Source organism: Bacillus mesophilus, assembly GCF_011008845.1.
GTDB classification, from domain to species: domain Bacteria; phylum Bacillota; class Bacilli; order Bacillales; family SA4; genus Bacillus_BS; species Bacillus_BS mesophilus.
The window spans coordinates 486,323-509,384 of the sequence record NZ_JAAIWM010000002.1; the positions used below are offsets into that span (position 1 = coordinate 486,323).

Genomic DNA, 23,062 nt, shown 5'->3' on the forward strand with positions numbered 1-23,062 from the left:
CATTATTTATCGTCCTCGTTCGTTTCTTCGTTAATCTTTCCAATTGAATCCCTCATGTCTGTATCAGCCATGATATTTTTAATATTCATATAATCCATCACGCCCATGTTTCCAGAACGTAGTGCTTCTGCCATCGCTAAAGGAACCTCTGCTTCTGCTTCAACAACCTTAGCACGCATCTCTTGAACGCGGGCACGCATTTCTTGTTCCTGCGCAACAGCCATTGCTCTTCTTTCTTCTGCTTTTGCTTGTGCAATGTTCTTATCTGCTTCGGCTTGATCAGTTTGAAGAACCGCACCGATGTTTTTACCGATATCAATATCAGCAATATCAATGGAAAGAATTTCAAAAGCAGTACCAGCATCTAAACCTTTTTTCAATACGGTTTGTGAGATCATATCTGGATTTTCTAAAACTTTTTTATGATCAATTTGAGAACCAATTGTACTTACAATACCTTCTCCAACACGAGCGATAATCGTTTCTTCACCAGCACCACCGACTAAACGGTCAATATTTGCACGAACAGTGATTCTTGATTTTGCTTTAATTTCAATACCATCCATTGCTACACCTGCAATAAATGGCGTTTCAATTACTTTTGGATTTACACTCATTTGTACAGCCTCTAATACATCTCTTCCTGCTAAATCAATAGCAGCTCCACGTTCGAAAGAAAGTTCAATATTAGCACGATGAGCAGCAATTAGAGCATTAACAACACGGTCGACATTTCCCCCTGCTAGGTAGTGACTCTCTAACTGATTAATGGTAACGTCAAGCCCTGCCTTGTGTGATTTAATTAATGGATTGATGATTCGATTGGGAATTACACGACGTAATCTCATTCCAATTAGGGTAAATATACTAATCTTTACACCTGCTGCAAGTGCAGAGATCCACAGCATCACAGGTACAAAAGTTAATATTACAACTAAAAAGATAAATCCTATTGCTACAGCTAATAAAAGTAATATTGTAGATTGATCAATCATTTTATTTCCTCCTTTTTATTCTTCCAATAGTCTTATTTCTCTAACAACCACCCTAGCTCCTTCTACTTTTACAATTTTCACAGGAGTTTTTTCTGAAATATAGACACCTTCCGTTACTACGTGTAAATATTCATCATTGAATATAGCAGTGCCTGAAGGTCTTAAAGGTGAGACCGTTTCACCTTCTAAACCAACTAGCTCATGACGATTTACGTTAGAAACATAGCCTTGTTCAGTATGGGTAGCATCTTTTAAAACAAGTCTGTCAAACAACCTAATTTTCTTTCCAAACACTTTAAACAGTAACACAGAGACAATTACACAAACTAGAAATGCAATAAAAACAGAAATCGCCGCTAGCTCAATACTTTCAGTGGAAATAAAGACGCTAGTTAGCACAGCTGCAAGTCCAATAACCCCTAATATTCCCCCAGGGACAAATAGCTCAATAATTAATAAGATAAATCCTACTACAAACAAGATGATTGCTTCCATTCCTGCGAGACCAGCCACCGTATGTCCATAAAAGAACAGTAATAGTGACGATACTCCTACAAATCCTGGAATTCCAAACCCTGGTGAGTAAAGTTCAAGTATAAGACCTAAGCTACCTAAAGACAGTAGGATCGGGACTACAACAGGGTGAGTAATAAATCTAGCAATATTTTCAGATAAACTAACTTCAGACTGTACGATTTGATGATCACTTACACCTAGTTTTTCTGTTAACTCTGATAAGCTACTTACAGTCCCTTCTGAATATCCCACTTCAACGGCCTGAGTTGGAGTTAATGTTAGTAGCTCACCCTTTCCAGCACCTAATTCAGGTAGATCGATATCTTGATCGGCCATTGCTAATGCGTAGATTGGATCTCTATCATTTAATTCAGCTGCACTTTTCATGGCCGCAAGCCAAAAAGATTCGGCCTTCGCTCCAGCTGCGTTTCCCTGTTGATCAATAATTGCAGCAGATCCCATTGTTGATCCAGGTGTCATATAAATTTCATCGGCATTTAGGGCAATATAGGCACCTGCGGAAAGAGCCTGTTTGTTAACAAATGCAATTAGAGGTACATTCGTGGAAGTCACGCTTTTCGCTATATCTGATGCTGCAGCCACCACTCCACCAGGTGTATTTATATCTAGTATAATTAGTTCCGCATTCATTTCCTCAGCTTCTTTTATGGAACGATTGATAAAAGCTAATAAACCCTTTTCAACAGTTTCTTGAACAGGAATAACATAGACAACCTTTTCCTCATCACTTGCAACCGCATTAGAACCAAAATTCCCTATGATCACAGATATTAAGAGAATGGAAAATACTAACCAAACAAAATTTTTAATTTTCATCCTTTACCTCCTTTCTTTCTTACATAATTAAATGGTCCCTTTCTTATACGAATTATGTAGAGATAAGTTTCAACATTAAATTAAATAATTATTAATCTGCTTATATAGTTTGATACTAATACACTAAATTAATGTACAAACTATCGTATATATAGCAAAAAACACCTTCAAAAATGAAGGTGTTAGGATAAATGCTTTTGGACTAATTGGTTTATAAGACTGCCATCTGCCTTACCTTTTACTTTAGGCATGATAGCTCCCATCACTTTACCCATATCTGCTTTAGAAGAGGCATTAACTTCTAAAATCGTTTCTTTAATTATTTCCGTTAATTCTTCTTCTGTTAATTGCTTTGGAAGGTACTCTTCCAAAACAATTAATTCAGCCTTTAACTTATCCACAAGGTCTTCACGACCAGCTTTTATAAACTCAAGGAGGGAGTCTTTACGTTGCTTAACTTCACGAGAAAGAACTGTCAATTCATCATCCTCTGAAAGCACATCAATTTTATTCTTGATGGCTTCATTTTGAATTGAAGCTTTTACCATTCGGATCACCGAAAGTTTATCTTTCTCTTTGTTCCTCATCGCTTGTTTCATGTCGTTATTTAAACGTTCAAGAAGACTCATTAATTACACCCTCTATTAGAATTTACGTTTTCTAGCTGCCTCAGACTTTTTCTTACGCTTTACGCTAGGCTTCTCATAGAATTCACGCTTTCTTGCTTCAGAAAGTGTACCCGTTTTTGATACGGAACGTTTGAAACGACGTAGAGCTTCTTCAATAGACTCGTTTTTACGTACGACTGTTTTAGTCATTCTATTTCCCTCCCTCCGAACAATCACGTGCGTGCAATAAAAGATTAAGACATGCAGACAATTATTAAAACATGTCTTTTGCCATTATAATATATCAGATACTAAGCGTCAACTTAATCTCGGTTAACAATATAGTAGTTCTTTACCTCGGTCTTCTCATTTGCCAATAAATATTGAGAGCGACCAAGATAGAGTGGAATACTTAATTCATTAAAATTAGGCAATCCATTTTCTAAAAATCTTTGTTCGTCACGATAAAAGTTGGTTATGTCACCAACAATCCAATCATGATCACCGTATGTTCTCACATCGATTACTTTACACTCATAGGCAATATAGGCGTCTGATAGGATAGGACTGTTTATCGTTTCACCAGTGAAAAAGTTAAGGTTTTCAAGTTTATTAACTTGGCGCCCTGATACTGAACCACTTTCTTGAATAACTGAAGCCATATGACCAGGTAAAAAATTGATGGCAAATTCCTTTGAATCAGTTATTAATTTGTGACTGTATCGTTCTTTTGCAATCGCAACACCATATATAGGTGGTTCATAAGATATATAAGTATGCCAACCTGCTGACATAATGTTTACTTCTCCTAAATGCTTGCTTGTAACAAGAGCCACCATTCCCGGGTAGCTATGCATCACTGTATTCTTTGTACTTTTTAACATTCTCTCACTCCTGGTTCTTTATTTAGACTCTTGTCCATAAGATATACTAGAGGTGAGTCCATGTCCAAAGATATTATTTGGTTTGGTGTTTTTATTGCAATCTTTATGTATGGTTTAACCGTAATGCGAATTGGTTTAGATCAGCTATCTAGTGACAAATTAAAAAAACAACTTCTATTAGTCATTAGTAATCCTGTTCAAGGGTTAGTTATTGGGGCAATTCTAACAGCTTTTCTTCAAAGTAGCTCAGCCCTGATGGTCATTACAATAGGATTTGTGGCAGCTGGACTATTAAGCTTTAAGCAGAGCATCGGAATCATGCTAGGAGCCAATATAGGTACCACGATTACGGCTGAGTTAATGACTATACAAGTAGGCGAACTGTCTCTTCCTATAGTTATAATAGGCGTTTTGTTTCTATTGATACGTAACCGTATATTTTTTTCAATTGGTACTAGTTTATTAGGGTTAGGATGTATCTTTGTAGCCATGAAAGGGTTTAATTCACTTTCTGATTCAATCTATGCCTATCCTTTTGTAAAATCCATCCTGTTATATGCGATTGAAAACAATTTTTTTGGGATTATTGTAGGTACAATTATGTCTGCCATTATTCAATCAAGCTCTGCTGTTATTGGGGTAGCTATGGGCTTTTTACATAATAATCACCTTACCATTGATGCCGGAATTGCCATTATGCTAGGCGCAAATATTGGCACATGTGTAACTGCTTTGCTTGCTAGTATAGGTGCGACTAAAGAAGCGAAATGGACGGCCTATGCACACGTATGGTTAAATGTATTTGGAGTTATTTTATTTTTACCATTTATAGATGTCTTTTCACAATTTATATCAACTCTTTCTCCTTCACACGAGAAACAGCTAGCACATGCAAGTGTCATATTTAATATAGCCTGTTCATTAATCGCATTACCTTTGGTAAATGTTTTTGCCAATTTTATCATGAGGGTTTATCGGAAGTAGTTTGGATCAGTTAGCAGTATAACCCCAAAAGGGTAAAAAGAACAAAGCCACCGATTTGGTGGCTTTGTTTATGTATCCCTAATTAGTATGCAGAAGTTCCTGTTTCACCTTTAACGATTGCAATACCTGAGCTAGCTCCAATTCTAGTTGCACCTGCTTCAATCATATCAAAGGCAGATTTAGCATCACGAATACCACCTGATGCTTTTACACCAATAGAAGGTCCAACCGTTTTTCTCATTAAGCTAATATCCTCAAGTGTTGCTCCGCCTGTTGAGAATCCTGTAGATGTTTTAACAAAGTCTGCTCCTGCTTTAACTGATCTTTCACAAGCACGAACTTTTTCCTCATCTGTTAATAATGCTGTCTCAATGATTACTTTAACGATTGCCTTCCCTTTAGCTGCATTTACTACAGCTTCAATGTCCCCTTGAACGAAGTCATCTTGTCCATCCTTTAAAGCGCCTACATTAATTACCATATCAATTTCTGTTGCACCATTTTCTATTGCATTCTTAGTTTCAAAAGCTTTTGTCTCTGTTGTTGTTGCACCCAGTGGAAAACCGATAACTGTGCATACTTTTACCTCAGTTCCTTGTAAAAGCGAAGCTGATTTTTTTACCCATGTTGGATTCACACAGACAGAAGCGAATTTATATTCTTTTGCTTCTTCACAAATTTTCTCAATCTCAGCATTTGTAGCATCAGCCTTTAATAATGTATGATCAATCATTTTTGCAACATCTTTAACCATCTTTTATTACCCCCATTAAGTTGTACGTACCTCTTCATCATATCATTACATAAAAATACATAGCTAGTATGATTTAGTATTTCCCGACAAATATTTTTCATGTGAAAGATTTTTATAAGTTTATAAAGGGCTGTTTTCTATACCTCGTTGCTCTTGTCGTTCCATTGTGCTCCAAACACTTGCTTTCCGCTTCATTCCACTACTGATTATCTAAAAGTGAAAATTTTTATGACGAAAAGAGACTAATGAAAATCCCTAAAAAAAGACCCACAAAGGGGTCTATGAACTTAATTTAACTTTTTCATCCTTTACCCATTCATGTTGATCTAACACTCTTACGAATTGGCCTTCATTGTATGGGTACCCTGCTTTGATGATTTTGACTTTCACAATTTCACCAATCATCTCTTCTGTGGCAGGGAATACGACTTTAAGATAATTATCAGTGTAACCTACATACATGCCTTTGGAGCCATCTGCCTTAAATTCTTCTTCTGGGATGACCTCTAAAACTTCATCCTCAAATTGAGAAGCATATTCCTTAGCTAATTGGTCAGATAGTGAAATGAGTCGATGAACTCGCTCGTTCTTCACTTCCTCCTCAACCTGATCATCCATTCTAGCTGCTGGAGTACCTGTTCGCTTTGAATATGGAAACACGTGCAGTTCGGAGAAGCCATTCTCTTTGATAAAGTTATAAGTTTCTAAAAACTCTTCCTCAGTTTCACCTGGAAAGCCAACAATTACATCAGAAGTAACTGCTAAACCTGGCAACGCCTCACGTAAACGGTTCAGTCTTTCAGCAAAGAATTCCATTGTGTATTTACGACGCATTCTTTTTAAGACAGTGTCTGATCCAGATTGAAGTGGGATATGAAGGTGACGAACCACTTTCTCTGAGTTATTTAATACATCAATCACTTCATCTGTAATTTGACTGGCCTCAATTGAGGAGATACGAATTCTCTTTAGACCTATTACTCTCTCATCCAAAGCCTTTAAAAGCATAGCTAGGTTATAGTCCTTCATGTCTTCACCATACCCACCTGTGTGAATACCTGTTAGAACGATTTCCTTATAGCCTGCATTCACAAGCTGTTGCGCTTGCTTAATAACATCTTCTGGATCACGTGATCTCATTAATCCACGAGCCCATGGGATAATACAGAAAGTACAGAAGTTATTGCAACCTTCCTGAATTTTTAGAGAAGCACGTGTTCGATCAGTAAAGGCTGGAACCTCTAATTCCTCGTAAACACGAGCCTTCATAATGTTACCTACCCCGTTAATTGGTTGGCGTTCATTCTTGAATTGCTCAATGTAATCAAGCATCTTCACACGATCCTGTGTACCTACAACAATATCTACACCCGGAATTGCCATGATCTCTGCTGGAGACGTTTGTGCATAACAACCAGTAACACAAATTACTGCATCAGGATTTTTTCTGATCGCCCGACGAATCACTTGGCGACTCTTCTTATCACCTGTATTCGTAACGGTACAAGTATTAATCACATACACATCTGAAGCTTGTTCAAAATCTGTACGTTCATATCCTGATTCTTTAAATAATTGCCAAATTGCTTCTGTTTCATAATGATTTACTTTACAGCCTAATGTATGAAAAGCCACTGATGGCATAACTACTTCACCCCTTGTAATTCAAAGTGATATGAAATGGCAGCAAGCACATATAAGGGTGCTGTCTCTGCTCTTAAAATTCTTGGACCTAAGCCACAGGAAATAAATCCGTGACTCTTAAGCTGATCTATTTCCTTATCAGTTAATCCACCTTCTGGGCCGAATACCGTTAATAAGGAATTACCAGGTTTCATCTCTGTTAATAACTTGGCAAATTGGGTTTGTTCCCCTTGCTTCGCCTCTTCTTCAAATGCGACCATTTTATAATCAAAGTTCTCACCAAGCGCGATAAGCTCTCCTAAAGATAGTGGTTTAAGAACCTCTGGAACCTTATTTCGGTGTGATTGCTCTGCTGCTTCCTTTGATATCTTCAGCCAACGTTCGAGTTTTTTATCGCCTTTTTTCTCATCCCATTTTACGATAGAACGAGCAGCATTAAAAGGGACAAACTGAAAGGCACCAAGCTCTGTTGCTTTTTGAATGATAAGCTCAAGCTTATCCCCTTTAGGCAGCCCACTCGCTATGGCTACTGTCACAGGTAGCTCCTTTGATTCCTCCAACCATTCTACAATACTTAGGGTTACCCCTTCATTGGTAAATTCAGTAATTTCACACAAACATGTATTCCCTTGATCATTACAACATAAGATTTGGTCGTTTTCACTCATTCTCATCACTCTTTGGATGTGATGAGCATCATCACCAATAATTTTTACTGCTCGCTCGGAAAACTGAGCTGAAGGAACAAAATAACGTTGCAAATATGTCACCTACCTGAAAGATGTATTTTATATTTTATTTGCTCTGTTAAACGTTGTTGTTGATTTTCGTTCCAGGACACTCGCTTTCCGCGGGCGGGTTCTGGAGCCTCCTCGGCGCTTCTCGCCTGTGGGGTCTCCCTTACCACGCTTCTCCCGCAGGAGTCTCGCGTCCTTCCACTTCAATCAACTCTGCTAATAATCAACACTATAATTTAACAGAGCCATTTATTTAGGTAAAAGGACAAGGCTTTTTAATTCCTTGTCCTTACCACAAGTAAACTATTATAGTCTTACCTTTGCTTTAAGGTCGCTTGGCAATAAAGGACACCCAATCCTCCATCGTTAACGTTTCCTCAATTTCAAAACCAGCATCTAGAAGTGCTGATTTAACTACTTGTTTTTTAGGTTGAATAATACCAGAAGTAATAAAATAGCCTCCCGGTTTAACAAGTTTAAATGCATCATCAACAAATCGCAAGATAATCTCAGCAAGTATATTAGCTACAATTACATCTGCAGAACCTGTTACATCATTTAATAGATTGTTTTGCCTTACTGTAATCTTATCGTCCACATTATTAATCTTCGTATTCTCTATTGCCGTATTCACAGCAACTTCGTCTAGGTCATATGCACGTGTCTCGCTAGCACCAAGTAATGCTGCAGCGATACTCAATACTCCTGAGCCTGTCCCTACATCTATAACATTGTCTCCTGGCTTCACCGTGTCTTCAAGTGCCTGAATACACATCACAGTAGTAGGATGAGTACCTGTTCCAAATGCCATTCCTGGGTCAAGCTCAATAATAAGTTCATCCGTACTTACCTTTTCATAGTCTTCCCAAGTCGGGACAATGGTGAACTTTTCAGAGATTTTAACAGGGTTATAGTATTTTTTCCATGCACTAGCCCATTCCTCTTCATTAACCTCATTAATGGTTACCATATTACGGCCAATATCAATATCATATGAAACAAGACTATTGATGGCTTCTTTAATCTCTTCGACCGTTTCCCCTATAAAGCTATTAACGGGTAAATAAGCCTTTATCATAACACCTTCGTCAGGATAGTCTCCTGGATCGAGCTGGTAGATTTCTCCGAACTGCTGTTCACGGTCCTTGATTAATTCATCTGGATCCTCAATCACAACTCCACTCGCGCCAGCCTCATGCAATATATTTGAAATAGGCTCCACTGCTTCATTTGTTGTATGAATACTTATCTCCGACCACTTCAATATCTACCAACTCCATTCCAAGTTATTCTCCTTTAATAGCTCTCTTTACTTTTGCAAAGAAACTATCATGCTGTTCGTCTGGTGCATCAACGCCACTCAAGGATGAGAATTCACGAATTAATTCTTTTTGTTTAGGTGACAACTTTGTTGGTGTAATCACCCGAACCTGAATATGCTGATCTCCTTGTCCGTACCCACGCACATTTGGCACACCTTTACCTCTAAGCCTGAATTTAGTACCTGTTTGCGTTCCAGCAGGAATCTTTAGCTTTACCTTACCATGAAGAGTAGGTACCTCTATTTCGTCTCCTAGAACGGCCTGAGCGAAAGTTAATGGCATTTCACAGTATATGTCGTCATCCTCACGCTCAAAGAATTCATGTGGTCTCACATGGAATACAACATATAAATCCCCTGCAGGGCCCCCATTTATACCAGGTTCACCTTGACCAGTTACTCTTAACTGTTGACCATCGTCAACTCCGGCTGGAATTTTCACGTTAATTTTCTTTCTCTTTTTTACTTTACCTGTTCCACCACAAGTAGAGCACTTATCTTTTATTTGCTTACCAGTACCGCTACAGTAGTGACAAACACGTCTATTCACAATACGACCAAATGGGGTGTTTTGCTCAACATTTAATTGGCCAGCACCATTACAATGTGAACAGGTTTCTGGTTTAGTTCCAGGCTTTGCTCCTGAACCATCACATGTATTACATTCTTCTTCACGTGGAATTTCTATCGTTGTTTCCTTACCGAATACAGCCTCTTCAAAGGCTAGAGACATCGTGTATTGTAAATCTGCTCCTTGTCTTGGTGCATTAGGGTCACGTCTTCTACGTCCGCCACCACCAAAGAAAGTATCAAAGATATCCTCAAAGCCTCCAAAACCTCCGAAGTCACCGCCACCAAAACCTTGATTTGGATCAGTATGTCCGAATTGATCATATTGAGCTTTCTTTTGATCGTCACTCAACACCTCATAGGCTTCTGCAATTTCTTTGAATTTCGCATCTGCATCCGGCTCTTTATTGATATCTGGGTGGTACTGCTTGGAAAGTTTTCGATATGCCTTTTTTATCTCATCTTTTGACGCACCTTTACTTAGTCCAAGTACTTCATAGTAATCTCGTTTACTCATGTTTTTTCCACTCCCTGCTTAATCCCGGAAGATAGACTCCCACATTCACATAAATTATATTGTATCACTAATTAAAAAGGCAGAACAAACTTTATTACTTACTACATAGAAAAAAGTCAAAGCCAAGACAGGCCTGACTAAGACTTTTTCTACTTACTCTTATTTGTCGTCTTTTACTTCTTCAAACTCTGCATCGACAACTCCATCATCTTTGCTACCAGCTGCACCCTCAGCACCTTGTGCTTGTTTTGCTGCTTCTTCATATAGCTTTACGGAAAGTTGTTGGACAATTTCTTGAAGAGCATCCTTTTTAGCGCGGATTTCTTCTAAGTTATTTTCTGCGATTGCAGCCTTTAAAGCTTCTTTTGCGTCTTCAGCATTTTTCTTATCTTCTTCAGAAACCTTATCCTCTAAATCTTTTAAGGTTTTTTCAGTCGTAAATATTAACTGATCCGCTTCGTTACGTAAGTCAACTTCTTCCTTACGCTTTTTATCAGCATCAGCATTTGCTTCTGCATCTTTAACCATACGCTCTACTTCTTCGTCTGATAAACCTGTAGAAGATTTGATTGTAATAGATTGTTCTTTGTTTGTTCCAAGATCCTTAGCACGAACATTAACAATACCATTTTTATCAATATCAAAGGTTACCTCGATTTGCGGAACCCCTCTAGGTGCTGGAGGAATATCAGATAATTGGAAACGTCCGAGCGTCTTGTTATCTGCCGCCATTGAACGCTCACCTTGAAGCACATGGATATCAACCGCTGCTTGATTATCAGCCGCTGTTGAGAATACCTGTGACTTACTTGTAGGAATAGTCGTATTACGGTCAATTAACTTTGTAAATACTCCACCCATTGTCTCAATTCCTAAAGATAATGGAGTTACGTCTAATAGAACAACGTCTTTCACATCTCCAGTGATAACCCCACCTTGGATTGATGCACCTAGTGCAACTACCTCGTCCGGGTTAACTCCTTTATGTGGCTCCTTACCAGTTGCTTTTTTGATTGCCTCTTGAACTGCAGGAATACGTGTTGATCCACCAACAAGAATTACTTTATCTAGCTCACTTGGAGATAATCCAGCATCTGATAATGCTTGACGTACAGGCTTCATCGTTCTTTCTACTAGATCAGCTGAAATCTCATCAAACTTAGCACGAGATAGCGTTACTTCTAAGTGAAGAGGTCCTGCTTCTCCGGCTGTGATAAACGGTAATGAAATTTGAGTTGATGTTACACCTGATAGATCTTTTTTCGCCTTTTCAGCAGCATCTTTCAGACGTTGTAGTGCCATCTTATCTTTTCCAAGATCAATACCATTTTCTTTCTTAAATTCTGCTACTAAGTAGTCAATGATTACTTGGTCAAAGTCATCTCCACCAAGACGGTTGTCACCAGCCGTTGACTTTACTTCAAATACACCATCACCTAATTCAAGAATCGATACGTCGAAAGTACCGCCTCCTAAGTCATAAACTAGGATGGTTTGGTCTTCTTCAGTTTTGTCTAAACCATATGCAAGAGCTGCTGCTGTAGGTTCGTTAATAATACGTTCTACTTCTAGACCAGCAATTTTACCAGCATCCTTTGTCGCTTGGCGCTCAGCATCATTGAAGTATGCAGGAACTGTAATAACTGCTTTCGTTACAGGTTCACCTAAATAGTCTTCAGCGTAAGACTTAAGGTACTGCAGAATCATCGCAGAAATCTCTTGTGGAGTATACTCTTTACCCTCTACTTCTACCTTATGGCTAGTTCCCATATGACGCTTAATAGAGATAATTGTATTTGGATTTGTAATAGATTGACGCTTTGCTACTTCCCCAACTTGACGCTCACCATTTTTAAATGCTACAACCGATGGTGTTGTGCGGTTTCCTTCTGGATTTGGTATAACCTTAGGCTCTCCGCCTTCTAATACAGCTACACATGAGTTTGTTGTTCCTAAGTCAATCCCGATAATTTTACTCATTTAAGTAGGCCTCCTCATTTAAATATCTTTTATTTTTATTGATTTACTTTTACCATGGATGGTCGGATAATTCGATCTTTTAGTTTATAACCTTTTTGGAATTCTTCAATGACTGTATTAGCTTCATAGTTAGAGTCCTCTACTTGCATAACCGCCTGGTGTAAGTGTGGATCAAAAGGTTGACCTACTGATTCAATCACTTCCACTCCTTCTTGCTTAAGAGCTTCTACAAGTTGACGGTAGACCATTTCCATACCTTGAAGAATTGAATTCATCTGATCATCTTGTGCCTCTACCTTTAATGCTCTCTCGAAATTATCTAGTGCTGGCAGAATGTCAGAAACCAGGTTTTGTGCTCTATATTTTTGAGCCGCCTCCATATCAAGTCTAGCTCGACGGCGGTAATTATCAAAATCAGCTTGAAGACGTAATAGTTTGTTTTCTTTTTCTTCAATCGCAGCTTCTTGTTCTTTTACTTTTTCTAAAGCAACAGCTAAGTCATCTGCTTCGTTATGTAAGCTGCTAGATTCATCTGATTGTGCTGCCTCATTAGCTGATTCTAGTTCACTTTGTTGTGTTTCGTCTTTTACTTCTTCTTCTAGTATATCTCTTTCGTTAGTCACTAGTTTCACCTCCCTTAAAGGTTTGTCTTACTAAGCATTATTATGTAAAGAAGGGATAACCCTTCTTATTTACCACAAACTTTACTATTGTTCTCAATTGACTTACTTTTGATACAGTTTTTCTAATGCTTTTGTTAAATCATTAGATATTACTTGCAATAAGCTCACGACTCTAGAATATTCCATCCTAGTAGGTCCCAAAATAGCAATTGTTCCTAGCTTTTCATTCGCAAAGGAATAGCTTGCAGTGATCAGACTACAGTCCTCCATTGCTTCGTTTTGGTTCTCCTTACCGATTGTAATGTGTATTCCAGATTCTTTAGAGCGAAGTAATTTGTAGATTTCCTGTTCTTGCTCAATGATATTAAACAAAGAACGTACCTTACTAATATCATGGAACTCTGGTTGCGAAAGCATATTTGTTTTTCCACCATAATACACTCTCTCAGATTTAGGTATGGAAAATGTCCCTTGGCCTTGAAAAGATTTCAGCAGCATTTCATAGTTTTTAATATGTGCTCTAAGTACTGTTGCTACTTCTTTGTAAATCTTATCCTGAAGTTCAACTAGAGGAACACCAATTAGTCGCTCATTTAAGATATTTACAAGTTTCTCAATATCAGAAATGTCAATGTGCTCAGGAATGGTTAGTGCTCTGTGTTCTACATGACCTGTGTCGGTAACAATTACCGCTACTGCTGACGTGTTACTTAATGGAACAATCTGAATGCGTTTCAAGTGATGCTGTTCTACCTCAGGGCCAAGTACGATTGACGTATAATTGGTTATATCTGAAAGAATCTGGGCAGATTTTTGAACTACCTTTTCCATTTCAACAATTTGTTCAGCAAAAAGTGATTGAACACGGAATAAATCCTCTTGTTGTAACGTTTGTGGAGCAAGTAGATGATCTACATAAAAGCGATATCCCTTTTCAGAAGGAACACGCCCTGAAGAAGTATGAGTTTTCTCAATAAAGCCTTGATCCTCCAAGTCAGCCATTTCATTTCGAATTGTCGCAGAGCTAAACGTAATCTCATTCTTTTTTGATAAAGTTCGTGAGCCTACAGGTTGAGCTGAACGGATAAAATCATCAATGATAACTTGTAGAATCAAAAGCTGACGATCAGTTAGCATCCATTATCACCTCTGTTAGCACTCAATTAGAGCGAGTGCTAAATCTAATAATAAATTATCAAAACTATTTCTATATGTCAATGCATATGCATGGTGAGGAGTTTAAAAAAATTCTACTCTTATTAGAAATCTAATGAATTTTACTAACTTAATTTATCCTAAGAATGATTGGAAGACTTCATTACCTAAAAGCTTCCCCGTTCTAGTTAGAAATAAATAACCGTTTTCTTGCTTTAATAATTCCCGTTTCTTATTTTCTTCAATCGGCTCACGAAACAGATCTTCAAGGGAGATTTTGTACTTTTTGTTAAATAAGGCAATCGATACGCCTTCTGCCTTACGTAGACCCAGGAACAATTCCTCTTCCATTTTCTCTTTCGTTGATACAATATGTTCCTCTATATAAGGGGTACCTTGTTCTTCTACAAGGGTCATATATTTTTTCAAAGGACCTGCATTTGCAATCCGCTTACCTTGAACATAGCTATGTGCTCCTGCTCCAAAGCCATAATATTCCTCATTGTCCCAATATGTTAAGTTATGTTTACTTTCAAAACCCTGTTTAGAGAAATTACTAATTTCATATTGTTCATAACCGTTTTTCTTCATTTCATCCATTAACAATTCAAACATTGCTGCTTCACTTTCATGGGAGGGTAACGGTAGCTTTCCTTTTTGCATTCGGTTATAAAATACGGTCTTGGGCTCAATAATTAGAGAGTATGCTGAAAAGTGCTCGATGTTTAAAGAGAAGGCTTGTTGTAAAGTTTCTTTAAAATCTTCAATCGTTTGGTTCGGGAGGCTGTAAATTAGATCAATACTAATATTAGAAAAACCAGCTTCTCTAGCCCTCTTAATCCCAGCAAATACATCATTGCTTTCATGTGTTCGTCCAATTTGCTTTAATAGTTCATTATTAAAGGACTGCACCCCAATGCTTAGTCGATTAATTCCGCCACTTTTTAAAACTTTTAGCTTTTCTGTAGTTAAATCTCCGGGATTCGCCTCAACCGTAAATTCTATATCATCTGACCAGTTCGGAAAGTGAAATCTTATCATGTCTAGGAGTTTAGCTAACTGTTCTTCATTTAGAGCAGTCGGAGTTCCACCGCCAATAAAAATGGTTTTAACGGATTCAGTTGGAACCTGTTGAAGTGTATTCCTCATTTCAAGGTTTAGATGATTTAAATACTCATCTACAGGTTGTCCTTTAAGAAACACTTTATTGAAATCACAGTAGTGACAAATTTGATGACAGAAGGGAATATGAATATAAACTGCTTGAATCATTTGTGTACCACTGCTTTCTTTTGTATTGATTTCGGTAACACCGGTTTAACTCAGAGTAGGGGAGTAAAGTATATTAGTGCATTATACCCCCAGAACGGTGCATATAACTTTAATTTGGTGCAGATTTTTCAAAAACCGTGCATAAGTTCCTAGTTTTGGTGCATATTGCCTCCAAAACGGTGCACAAAATTACTTCCCTTAGATTCTGTTGTAGTTTCTATGCTATTAAATAAAATACCGCAGATCTCTGCGGTATTTTCATGTTATTTACTAGAATTGGTATCGTCCATACGAAGGACAGCCATGAACGCTTCTTGTGGAACTTCAACAGAACCAACTTGCTTCATTCGCTTCTTTCCTTCTTTTTGCTTTTCTAATAGCTTACGTTTACGAGAAATATCTCCACCGTAACACTTTGCTAATACGTTTTTACGCATTGCCTTTATGGTTGACCTAGCCACTACCTTTTGACCGATTGTTGCTTGAATTGGCACCTCAAACTGCTGTCTCGGGATTAATTCTTTTAGCTTTTCAACAATTACCTTACCGCGTGCATAGGCAGAATCACGGTGAACGATAAAGGATAGAGCATCTACATTTTCAGAATTAAGGAGAATGTCCATCTTCACCAGCTTGGATTCCTTGTAGCCAATAAGCTCATAATCAAAAGAAGCATAGCCCTTTGTATTTGATTTTAATTGATCAAAGAAATCATATACGATTTCAGCTAATGGAATTTCATAAACTATGCTAACTCGGTTTTCATCTAAGTATTGCATATCAATAAAGTTTCCACGCTTCCCTTGACAAAGCTCCATTACTGCACCTACATAGTCATTAGGCACCATCATGGTTGCTTTTACATATGGCTCCTCTACTCGGTCAATCTTTTGTGGATCTGGCATATTTGATGGATTATCAACACGAAGCTCTTCTCCATCAGTCAGGAAAACATGATAGATAACACTTGGTGCTGTCGTAATTAAGTCAATTTTGAACTCTCTTTCAATTCGCTCTTGGATAATTTCCATGTGTAGTAGTCCTAAGAATCCACAACGGAAACCAAACCCTAGTGCTTGAGAGGTTTCAGGTTCAAATTGTAAGGCTGCATCATTTAACTCAAGCTTTTCTAATGCTTCACGAAGATCATTAAATTTTGCAGAATCAATTGGATAGAGTCCACAGAAAACCATCGGGTTTAAACGACGGTAACCAGGTAAGGCTTCTGTAGCTCCATTTTTTGAGCTTGTAATGGTGTCACCCACACGTGTATCACCAACATTTTTAATCGCAGCTGTTAGGAAACCTACATCTCCGACTGTTAATTCTTCCTTCATGACTGCTTTAGGAGTAAATACCCCAATTTCATTCACTTCAAATTCCTTACCAGTTGCCATCATTTTAATCTTATCGCCTACTTTAACTCGTCCCTCTACCACACGAATGTATGCTACTACACCACGGTAAGGGTCGTATAGGGAGTCAAAGATTAATGCTTTTAAAGGACCATCTGGATCACCTTCTGGAGCAGGAACCTTTTCAACGATTTGTTCTAAAATTTCTTCAATTCCAATACCCGCTTTGGCAGAACAAAGAACTGCCTCAGAAGCATCTAGTCCAATTACATCTTCTACTTCTTGGCGAACTCTTTCTGGTTCTGCACTTGGCAAATCAATCTTATTAATAACTGGAACAATCTCCAGGTCATTATCAAGAGCTAAATATACGTTTGCTAGTGTTTGAGCTTCTATACCTTGAGCTGCGTCTACAACTAATACCGCGCCTTCACATGCCGCTAAGCTACGAGAAACTTCATAAGTGAAATCTACGTGCCCTGGAGTATCAATAAGATGGAAAGTGTAAATCTCGCCATCCTTCGCTTTGTATTGTAATTGCACAGCATTTAATTTAATGGTGATTCCACGCTCACGCTCTAAGTCCATTGAATCTAATAATTGGTCCTTCATTTCACGAGCTGTTAAGGCACTCGTCTTTTCTAAAATCCGGTCAGCCAAAGTTGATTTCCCATGGTCAATGTGAGCAATGATGGAGAAATTTCTTATTCTAGCTTGTCTATTACGTCGATCTTCACTACTCATCGTCATTATTTATCACTCCTACATTACTACCAACATCCATTAGTTTTGATTATAGCAATTCGGTTAAGAAGATTCAATGAAAACTACGTTCACCGGTAATATAACACTAATCGTTAAGAAGAATGTACTTTATATTAAATCTTTTGGAATAACAATTTTGACCCCACTGGTCTTAAGTGGTTTTTTTTTTGTTTAATCAAATTTTTTTTGCAATAAGGTCTTATTTTCTTGCGAATTTTTCGATTTACTTGCGTGTTTGACCGAATTTCTTGCGTTCGAGTAATAAGCTTGCGAATTCACTTATTTTCTTGCGAGTTTTTCATTTTACTTGCGACTTCGTCCCGTTTTCTTGCACCTAAAATAAATTTAATCCTCACTAAGTTAAAAAAAACCTGTGAAATATCACAGGTCTTAACTCGATATGTCCGTTATATTAAATCCAGCAACTTCTGAAATAGAGCCGTAATTCCTTCTCCAAGTTTATGTCCCATTGATGAAAAAACGTTGAAGGCTTCCATTTTCTCTAATTTCTCTTGCTTTTCACGAATATCATGACTCGTAATGTCTTCACCAAGTAAGGCCGCTTCTAGTTCTCCCGATTGTCCAGCTGTTAAATGGAAGGCTCCTTTAAATTGTGGATCATCATATCCCTTCATTTCTCGTATCCCATCATTAGCTTGTTGCATTCCAAATAGAACACCGAAAAATAATAAAGTGAATACCAAAAAGAATTTAAAAGAAAATTTTAACATGCTCTCACACCTTATTGTTCTGTTGTATCAGCATCCCCATTAACCTTCTCAGCTTGCCAAAAATACTCACTAAAAATATCTGCTACTGCTTCAGCAGATCTATTTAATTCTTCCATTGTGTTATCTACTCCGCCGAACTCAATAATTAGAGCATTCTCTGATAAATCCTGATTAAATTTACCGTTTGTTCCTGCTCCTCTACTAAGGCGGACTCCTCTACTTAATCCGGGGTATTTACTTTCAATTAATTTGTGTAGGTCGTCAGCTACCTTGGAGTTCTGCTCATATTTTGCGTGCTCTCCACCTACAACAAAAAATAACCTCGCATAAGCTTTACCATTAATGGTTGCAGTTGTTTTATCCTTCCGAGCTGAGTCTCTGTGAAGATCAAATAAAAATTGTATATCTCGGTTTGCAGCCATCGCACTTTGAACAGTGGGTCTTGAAGCATCATAGGATTTCCCGTATTTCCATCCGTTTTTATGCAGTACCCCAGTAAAATCAGTCTTATCGATTTCCGTTCCAATTCCTCTTTCCTCAAGCTCATCTGCAAGCTTTTGACCAACTAACGTGATATTCGCTGTTGAATGAAATGCCTCATTTGGATTTGTAACATCCTTAAGGAGAGGAAGGAAAGATTCTCTTGTATGAGTGTGATATAAATAAACTACCTTTTTTCCGTTCGTGGTCACAGCAGGCGGAACCGGTTTTTCATCTTCTTGCTTGTCCACGTTTTCAACAGCCTGTACAGCTGCTTCTCGCTCCGCTAACAACACTTCCATCGGTGGAGCAGATTCCATAGGGATGTCTGTATAATCTGTACCATCACCCGCAACTAAAAGTTCCCCGTCAAAATGTAAAAATCCAGGTAACTCGCCACCTAACAAGCTCCGAGGATCATCCAAATTTATACTTGTCGCCTTTTGAAATAATGTATTTGTTATTTGCGGAGGCTGTTGCCCTTCCGGAATCGCCTGTAAAAAGTAACGATTTTCATATCCAAGTAAGTAGACAAGAGAACTTTCCGCCATACTATTTGTTATAGAATAAACAGAAGATGAAGAGATTCTATATTCTGGCTTAAGTGAAGTTAAAATTCCAGTTAGTGTAAACATTGTCATTAAACAAAAAGCGAAGCCTAAAACAATTTTTACAATGCTTGTCCTATTTAGCGAAACCATCATACTGTGACTACGATTAAAATTCATGCTTCCACTCCTCACTGCTTGCTACTTAAACATTATGAACAAGCCTTAAGGAATAGAACCAAAAATGCGGGAAAATTTATTCTAATGCGTGTATGCACCATAATTATCTTGATCTACATCATGATGTAAAGCAGCATTTAATCCACCAGCAATCACATTCGCCATATCCTCAATAAAGGTGTCAACCTCTTTTGGCGTCACCATGAGGTTATGACCAATCGGGGAAAGCACTTCGTAAATCAGTCTTCTCTTTTCCTCTTCTGGTAAAGTTCCAACTAAACCTAAGAATGTTGAACGATCTTTTTCTGAAGGTAAATCCTCTTCTGTTAGGACTCTCTTCTCCCCAAAAGTCATAGAGGCAGGTGCAAGTGCCCGGGATGGACGGTTCCCTTCTCTCATTTCTTTTCCAAAATGCTTTAAGATGAAATCTACCGTATCACTTGTGATAGATACTGCATCTACTACAGTCGGAATACCAATTGCAATAACAGGAATCCCTAATGTTTCTTGACTTAATTCCTTACGCTTATTACCAACCCCTGAACCTGGGTGAATTCCTGTATCAGAAATTTGAATAGTTGAATTTACACGCTGTATCGATCTAGCAGCAAGTGCATCAATGGCAACAACGAAGTCTGGCTTTGTCTTTTCAATGACACCATGGATAATATCACTTGTTTCAATCCCTGTTATCCCCATAACACCAGGCGAGATAGCGCTGACTGATCGGAAACCATCTCCTACATTTTCTGGTTGAAGATCAAAAAGGTGTTTCGTGATTAATAAATTCTCAATTGTCATAGGACCAAGAGCATCGGGAGTCACATTCCAATTTCCTAATCCAACTACTAAACAACTTGCATCATCTTTAATACCGACATCTGAAATGAAATTTGAGAATTCCCTTGCAAACACTTCTTCAACTACTTGTTGCAATTCAGAATCATGCTGTCGAATTCCTTGAGTTTCAAGCGTTAAGTATTTACCCTTTTTCTTACCAATCAGCTCTGCACCTTGATCGGTAATCTCCACATGTGAAACCTTCACTCCTCGAACATCTCTTTCCTTAATAATAACTCCTTCTATTTCACTAGCTTCTCTTTTTTCTTTTTGATTTTGCTCAACAACCATTTCTCTAGCTTCTAATGCTAAGTCCGTTCTAACTGAATATTGGCTTAAATCAAGCTCATTTGACATACTAAAAAGCCCCCTTCTTTATGTACTATATTGCTTAGTTTTTCCAATTTAAAATGTATTCATTCACGGTTCTTTGTTTCTCTTCATGTTAGAAACTGCCTTGAATCAATATTTATCACGATGAGTGTAATGATTAAATGAATGAAAGAATGGAAATTCATTGGCTAGAAAATTGCTTTTCATTAATCTTCTATTGCAATTATAGGTTGGGTTTGATAGAATATTTCTTGTTCTGACTTCAGAATTTTTTCTTTAAAGTCTGACCAAATATATGTAATAATTAGTCTTGTTAACTTAGAAGACTAGCGATGTAATATGAACATCAAAAACATATGAAAAATTTCTCTTATAGATCCTTTTAGGGAGGTGAATGTAAATGCCTAACATTAAATCTGCTATTAAGCGTGTTAAAACAAGTAACGAACACCGCGCACAAAACGCTTCTGTTAAATCTTCTATGCGTACAGCGGTTAAGAACGTAGAAGCTCTTGTAACAAACAACGACCTTGACAAAGCTAAGGTTGCTCTTGTTGAAGCAAGCAAAAAGCTTGATAAAGCTGCTCGTACTGGTCTAATCCACAAAAATGCTGCAGCTCGTCAAAAGTCTCGTTTAACTAAGAAAGTTAACGAACAGAACGCTTAATCTACTTATCAGAAAAAAACCGGCACTCATTCTATGAAATGGTCGGTTTTTTCTTTTGTCTTTTTTAGGTCTAAAGAACAAAAGGCGCAAGCGCCCCGTTAAGCCCCGACAAGCAAATGTTCCTAGAAGAAAAAAAGGGTGAACTTTCCTTTTATTCTTCTAGGGTTATTTGACCTCGAGGGGCTGGGCGCTGGAGCTAGATTTAAATGCACTGACCCTAGTTATCCACAAATGATTATTTTATAATTTCCTAAGCCATTAAAAAACCGAAGTACTTTTATGCTAAAACGCAGAAAAGTACTTCGGTTTTATTATTGAACTTGCTTTAAAATGAATAGTTCGAGGGCTAGTTTTTTTTCATATTGACCGCTCTTAATTTGGTAATCCATTTCTGCTAATTCATCTAAAGATTTTAGCAAATATTCATTTGAATAGTGGGTAGCCTTCTGTGACGCTAATTTGACTCGGTAGGGATGTATTTTTATATGATTGGCGATTTGCTGTTGACTATAGCCTCGTTTGGATAAATCCTTAACTTGATATAACAACCGAAATTGAGAAGACAATAAAGACAGAATTTTAATGGGTTCCTCATTGAGCTTTAACAGATCATGATAAATCTCAAGAGCTCTTGATACCTTACGGGACAACACACAATCAATTAGTTCAAAGATATTATCCTCAATGGTACGTGACGAAAGGAGTTTGACTATGTCTTCGGTAATTGTACCACCTGGTCCTACGTACATGGCCATTTTATTTAGTTCCTGAACAAGCAAAGTAACAGTACCACGTACATATTGTAACAGTAGACCAACAGCATCATCAGTTATATTCACCTGTAAATGTTTAACTTCTGATTGCATCCATGAGATTAACGATTTTTCATCGGACATAGTTGCCTCAAATAAAGAAGCCTCTTTTTTAAATAGCTTTGTTATTTTCTTTCTTTCATCTAATTTTTCAGCATCTACGACTAGAATAAATATAGCAGTTGGAGAAGGGGAATGAATGTATTCTTCAAGAAGCTGTATATTATGGTCAATCTTTGTTTTTTCTTTTAAACCTGTTAAAAAAAATGCATTCTTTACAATAACAACTCGTTTATCACCAAAGAACGGAAGTGTTTGGGCATCCTCTATTGCTAAATCAATGGGGGACTCCTCTAAGTCATATACTGATAAATTGAAATCCCGTTCCTCATCATTCAAAACATGTTTAATGAGTAACTGAATTGTTTCATCTATAAAATAGGTTTCTTTTCCGTATAATAGGTATAATGGAGCAAAATTCTTTGCTTTTATTTTTTTATGTATGTCTATATTCATTTTTAGTCAAAACTCTCCCTTTTGTTCGCTACATTTATCCTAAAAGGAAAAGTACTTTTTTGCAAGCAAGGGAGTTGCTTGCATAAAGCAACCCCCTTTAATTTATGTTAACGCACTGAGAAGGCCCCGGGTGTCATTCTCAGATACGATTATCTTGATGTATTATTAGAATGTCCACATGCCTTTGATCTATTTGTGTTAACTCTTGTCAGTATAGGAAATAAGGATGGAAGTGTAGATTTTTTTCTCTGTTTAGCTTATACTAAGTACGAATGAGGAGGGGTTACATTGAATCAATTTGAAAAGACTGTTCAAAGTAAACGTAATGACGCTGTAGATTCTGGTGTTGGATTTGTCGTTTCTTTTGGATTTTTCGCTACTTTATTTGTCATTGCAACCGTTATTAAATTAGTTGCTGCCTAATGGGACTGTATACAT

22 protein-coding genes are annotated in these 23,062 nt (G+C 37.6%); 3 read left to right on the forward strand and 19 right to left on the reverse strand.

What is annotated here, in order from left to right; all coding sequences use genetic code 11:
* Positions 1–2 precede the first annotated feature (2 nt).
* The 5 genes from floA to G4D63_RS07975 form a co-directional block, all read right to left on the reverse strand.
* Positions 3–992, reverse strand: a complete 990-nt coding sequence (gene floA / locus G4D63_RS07955; RefSeq protein ID WP_163179478.1) for a flotillin-like protein FloA — start codon at positions 990–992, stop codon at positions 3–5.
* An 18-nt stretch (positions 993–1,010) separates the two neighbouring features.
* Positions 1,011–2,348, reverse strand: a complete 1,338-nt coding sequence (locus tag G4D63_RS07960) for an NfeD family protein (protein WP_163179100.1) — start codon at positions 2,346–2,348, stop codon at positions 1,011–1,013.
* Between the two features lie 182 nt (positions 2,349–2,530).
* Positions 2,531–2,977 carry a GatB/YqeY domain-containing protein gene (locus G4D63_RS07965; RefSeq protein ID WP_163179101.1) on the reverse strand — a complete coding sequence of 149 codons (447 nt, stop codon included), beginning with the start codon at positions 2,975–2,977 and terminating at the stop codon, positions 2,531–2,533.
* Between the two features lie 15 nt (positions 2,978–2,992).
* Positions 2,993–3,166, reverse strand: coding sequence for a 30S ribosomal protein S21 (gene rpsU / locus G4D63_RS07970; RefSeq protein WP_163179102.1), 174 nt, complete (start codon positions 3,164–3,166; stop codon positions 2,993–2,995).
* Between the two features lie 113 nt (positions 3,167–3,279).
* The gene (locus tag G4D63_RS07975) at positions 3,280–3,840 is read right to left on the reverse strand and encodes a flavin reductase family protein (RefSeq protein WP_163179103.1); all 561 of its coding nucleotides are present in this window, start codon (positions 3,838–3,840) and stop codon (positions 3,280–3,282) included.
* 60 nt (positions 3,841–3,900) lie between these two features.
* On the opposite strand from G4D63_RS07975, the gene G4D63_RS07980 reads away from it, so the two are divergent.
* Complete coding sequence (locus tag G4D63_RS07980) at positions 3,901–4,824, forward strand: Na/Pi symporter (RefSeq protein WP_163179104.1); 924 nt, start codon at positions 3,901–3,903, stop codon at positions 4,822–4,824.
* 82 nt (positions 4,825–4,906) lie between these two features.
* On the opposite strand, the gene deoC is transcribed toward G4D63_RS07980, so the two are convergent.
* From deoC to gpr, 13 genes are all read right to left on the reverse strand, one after another.
* Positions 4,907–5,578 carry a deoxyribose-phosphate aldolase gene (gene deoC / locus G4D63_RS07985; RefSeq protein WP_163179105.1) on the reverse strand — a complete coding sequence of 224 codons (672 nt, stop codon included), beginning with the start codon at positions 5,576–5,578 and terminating at the stop codon, positions 4,907–4,909.
* Positions 5,579–5,857: 279 nt separating this feature from the next.
* Entirely contained in the window at positions 5,858–7,222 is a 1,365-nt protein-coding gene (gene mtaB / locus G4D63_RS07990; protein ID WP_163179106.1) for a tRNA (N(6)-L-threonylcarbamoyladenosine(37)-C(2))-methylthiotransferase MtaB, read from the reverse strand.
* Between the two features lie 2 nt (positions 7,223–7,224).
* On the reverse strand, positions 7,225–7,983 hold the full coding sequence (locus G4D63_RS07995) for a 16S rRNA (uracil(1498)-N(3))-methyltransferase (protein WP_163179107.1): 759 nt from the start codon (positions 7,981–7,983) through the stop codon (positions 7,225–7,227).
* A gap of 301 nt (positions 7,984–8,284) precedes the next feature.
* Complete coding sequence (gene prmA / locus G4D63_RS08000; protein WP_163179108.1) at positions 8,285–9,223, reverse strand: 50S ribosomal protein L11 methyltransferase; 939 nt, start codon at positions 9,221–9,223, stop codon at positions 8,285–8,287.
* Positions 9,224–9,245: 22 nt separating this feature from the next.
* Entirely contained in the window at positions 9,246–10,367 is a 1,122-nt protein-coding gene (dnaJ, locus tag G4D63_RS08005) for a molecular chaperone DnaJ (RefSeq protein WP_163179109.1), read from the reverse strand.
* A 159-nt stretch (positions 10,368–10,526) separates the two neighbouring features.
* On the reverse strand, positions 10,527–12,347 hold the full coding sequence (dnaK, locus tag G4D63_RS08010) for a molecular chaperone DnaK (RefSeq protein WP_163179110.1): 1,821 nt from the start codon (positions 12,345–12,347) through the stop codon (positions 10,527–10,529).
* 35 nt (positions 12,348–12,382) lie between these two features.
* Positions 12,383–12,970, reverse strand: coding sequence for a nucleotide exchange factor GrpE (grpE, locus tag G4D63_RS08015; RefSeq protein ID WP_420837805.1), 588 nt, complete (start codon positions 12,968–12,970; stop codon positions 12,383–12,385).
* Positions 12,971–13,072: 102 nt separating this feature from the next.
* Positions 13,073–14,107: a heat-inducible transcriptional repressor HrcA gene (hrcA, locus tag G4D63_RS08020; protein ID WP_163179112.1), complete on the reverse strand. Its 1,035-nt coding sequence runs from the start codon at positions 14,105–14,107 to the stop codon at positions 13,073–13,075.
* Between the two features lie 153 nt (positions 14,108–14,260).
* Positions 14,261–15,397: a radical SAM family heme chaperone HemW gene (gene hemW / locus G4D63_RS08025; RefSeq protein ID WP_163179113.1), complete on the reverse strand. Its 1,137-nt coding sequence runs from the start codon at positions 15,395–15,397 to the stop codon at positions 14,261–14,263.
* Positions 15,398–15,660: 263 nt separating this feature from the next.
* The gene (gene lepA / locus G4D63_RS08030) at positions 15,661–17,496 is read right to left on the reverse strand and encodes a translation elongation factor 4 (protein WP_163179479.1); all 1,836 of its coding nucleotides are present in this window, start codon (positions 17,494–17,496) and stop codon (positions 15,661–15,663) included.
* Positions 17,497–17,924: 428 nt separating this feature from the next.
* Entirely contained in the window at positions 17,925–18,248 is a 324-nt protein-coding gene (locus tag G4D63_RS08035; RefSeq protein ID WP_163179114.1) for a YqxA family protein, read from the reverse strand.
* An 11-nt stretch (positions 18,249–18,259) separates the two neighbouring features.
* The gene (gene spoIIP, locus G4D63_RS08040) at positions 18,260–19,456 is read right to left on the reverse strand and encodes a stage II sporulation protein P (RefSeq protein WP_163179115.1); all 1,197 of its coding nucleotides are present in this window, start codon (positions 19,454–19,456) and stop codon (positions 18,260–18,262) included.
* Between the two features lie 81 nt (positions 19,457–19,537).
* Positions 19,538–20,653, reverse strand: a complete 1,116-nt coding sequence (gpr, locus tag G4D63_RS08045) for a GPR endopeptidase (RefSeq protein ID WP_163179116.1) — start codon at positions 20,651–20,653, stop codon at positions 19,538–19,540.
* Between the two features lie 376 nt (positions 20,654–21,029).
* Here gpr and rpsT point away from each other — a divergent pair, with 376 nt between their 5' ends.
* On the forward strand, positions 21,030–21,296 hold the full coding sequence (gene rpsT / locus G4D63_RS08050) for a 30S ribosomal protein S20 (protein WP_163179117.1): 267 nt from the start codon (positions 21,030–21,032) through the stop codon (positions 21,294–21,296).
* Positions 21,297–21,607: 311 nt separating this feature from the next.
* Here rpsT and holA read toward each other — a convergent pair whose 3' ends face one another.
* Positions 21,608–22,624, reverse strand: coding sequence for a DNA polymerase III subunit delta (holA, locus tag G4D63_RS08055; protein ID WP_163179118.1), 1,017 nt, complete (start codon positions 22,622–22,624; stop codon positions 21,608–21,610).
* A 288-nt stretch (positions 22,625–22,912) separates the two neighbouring features.
* On the opposite strand from holA, the gene G4D63_RS08060 reads away from it, so the two are divergent.
* Positions 22,913–23,047, forward strand: coding sequence for a YqzM family protein (locus tag G4D63_RS08060; RefSeq protein ID WP_163179119.1), 135 nt, complete (start codon positions 22,913–22,915; stop codon positions 23,045–23,047).
* The last annotated feature ends 15 nt before the right edge of the window (positions 23,048–23,062 follow it).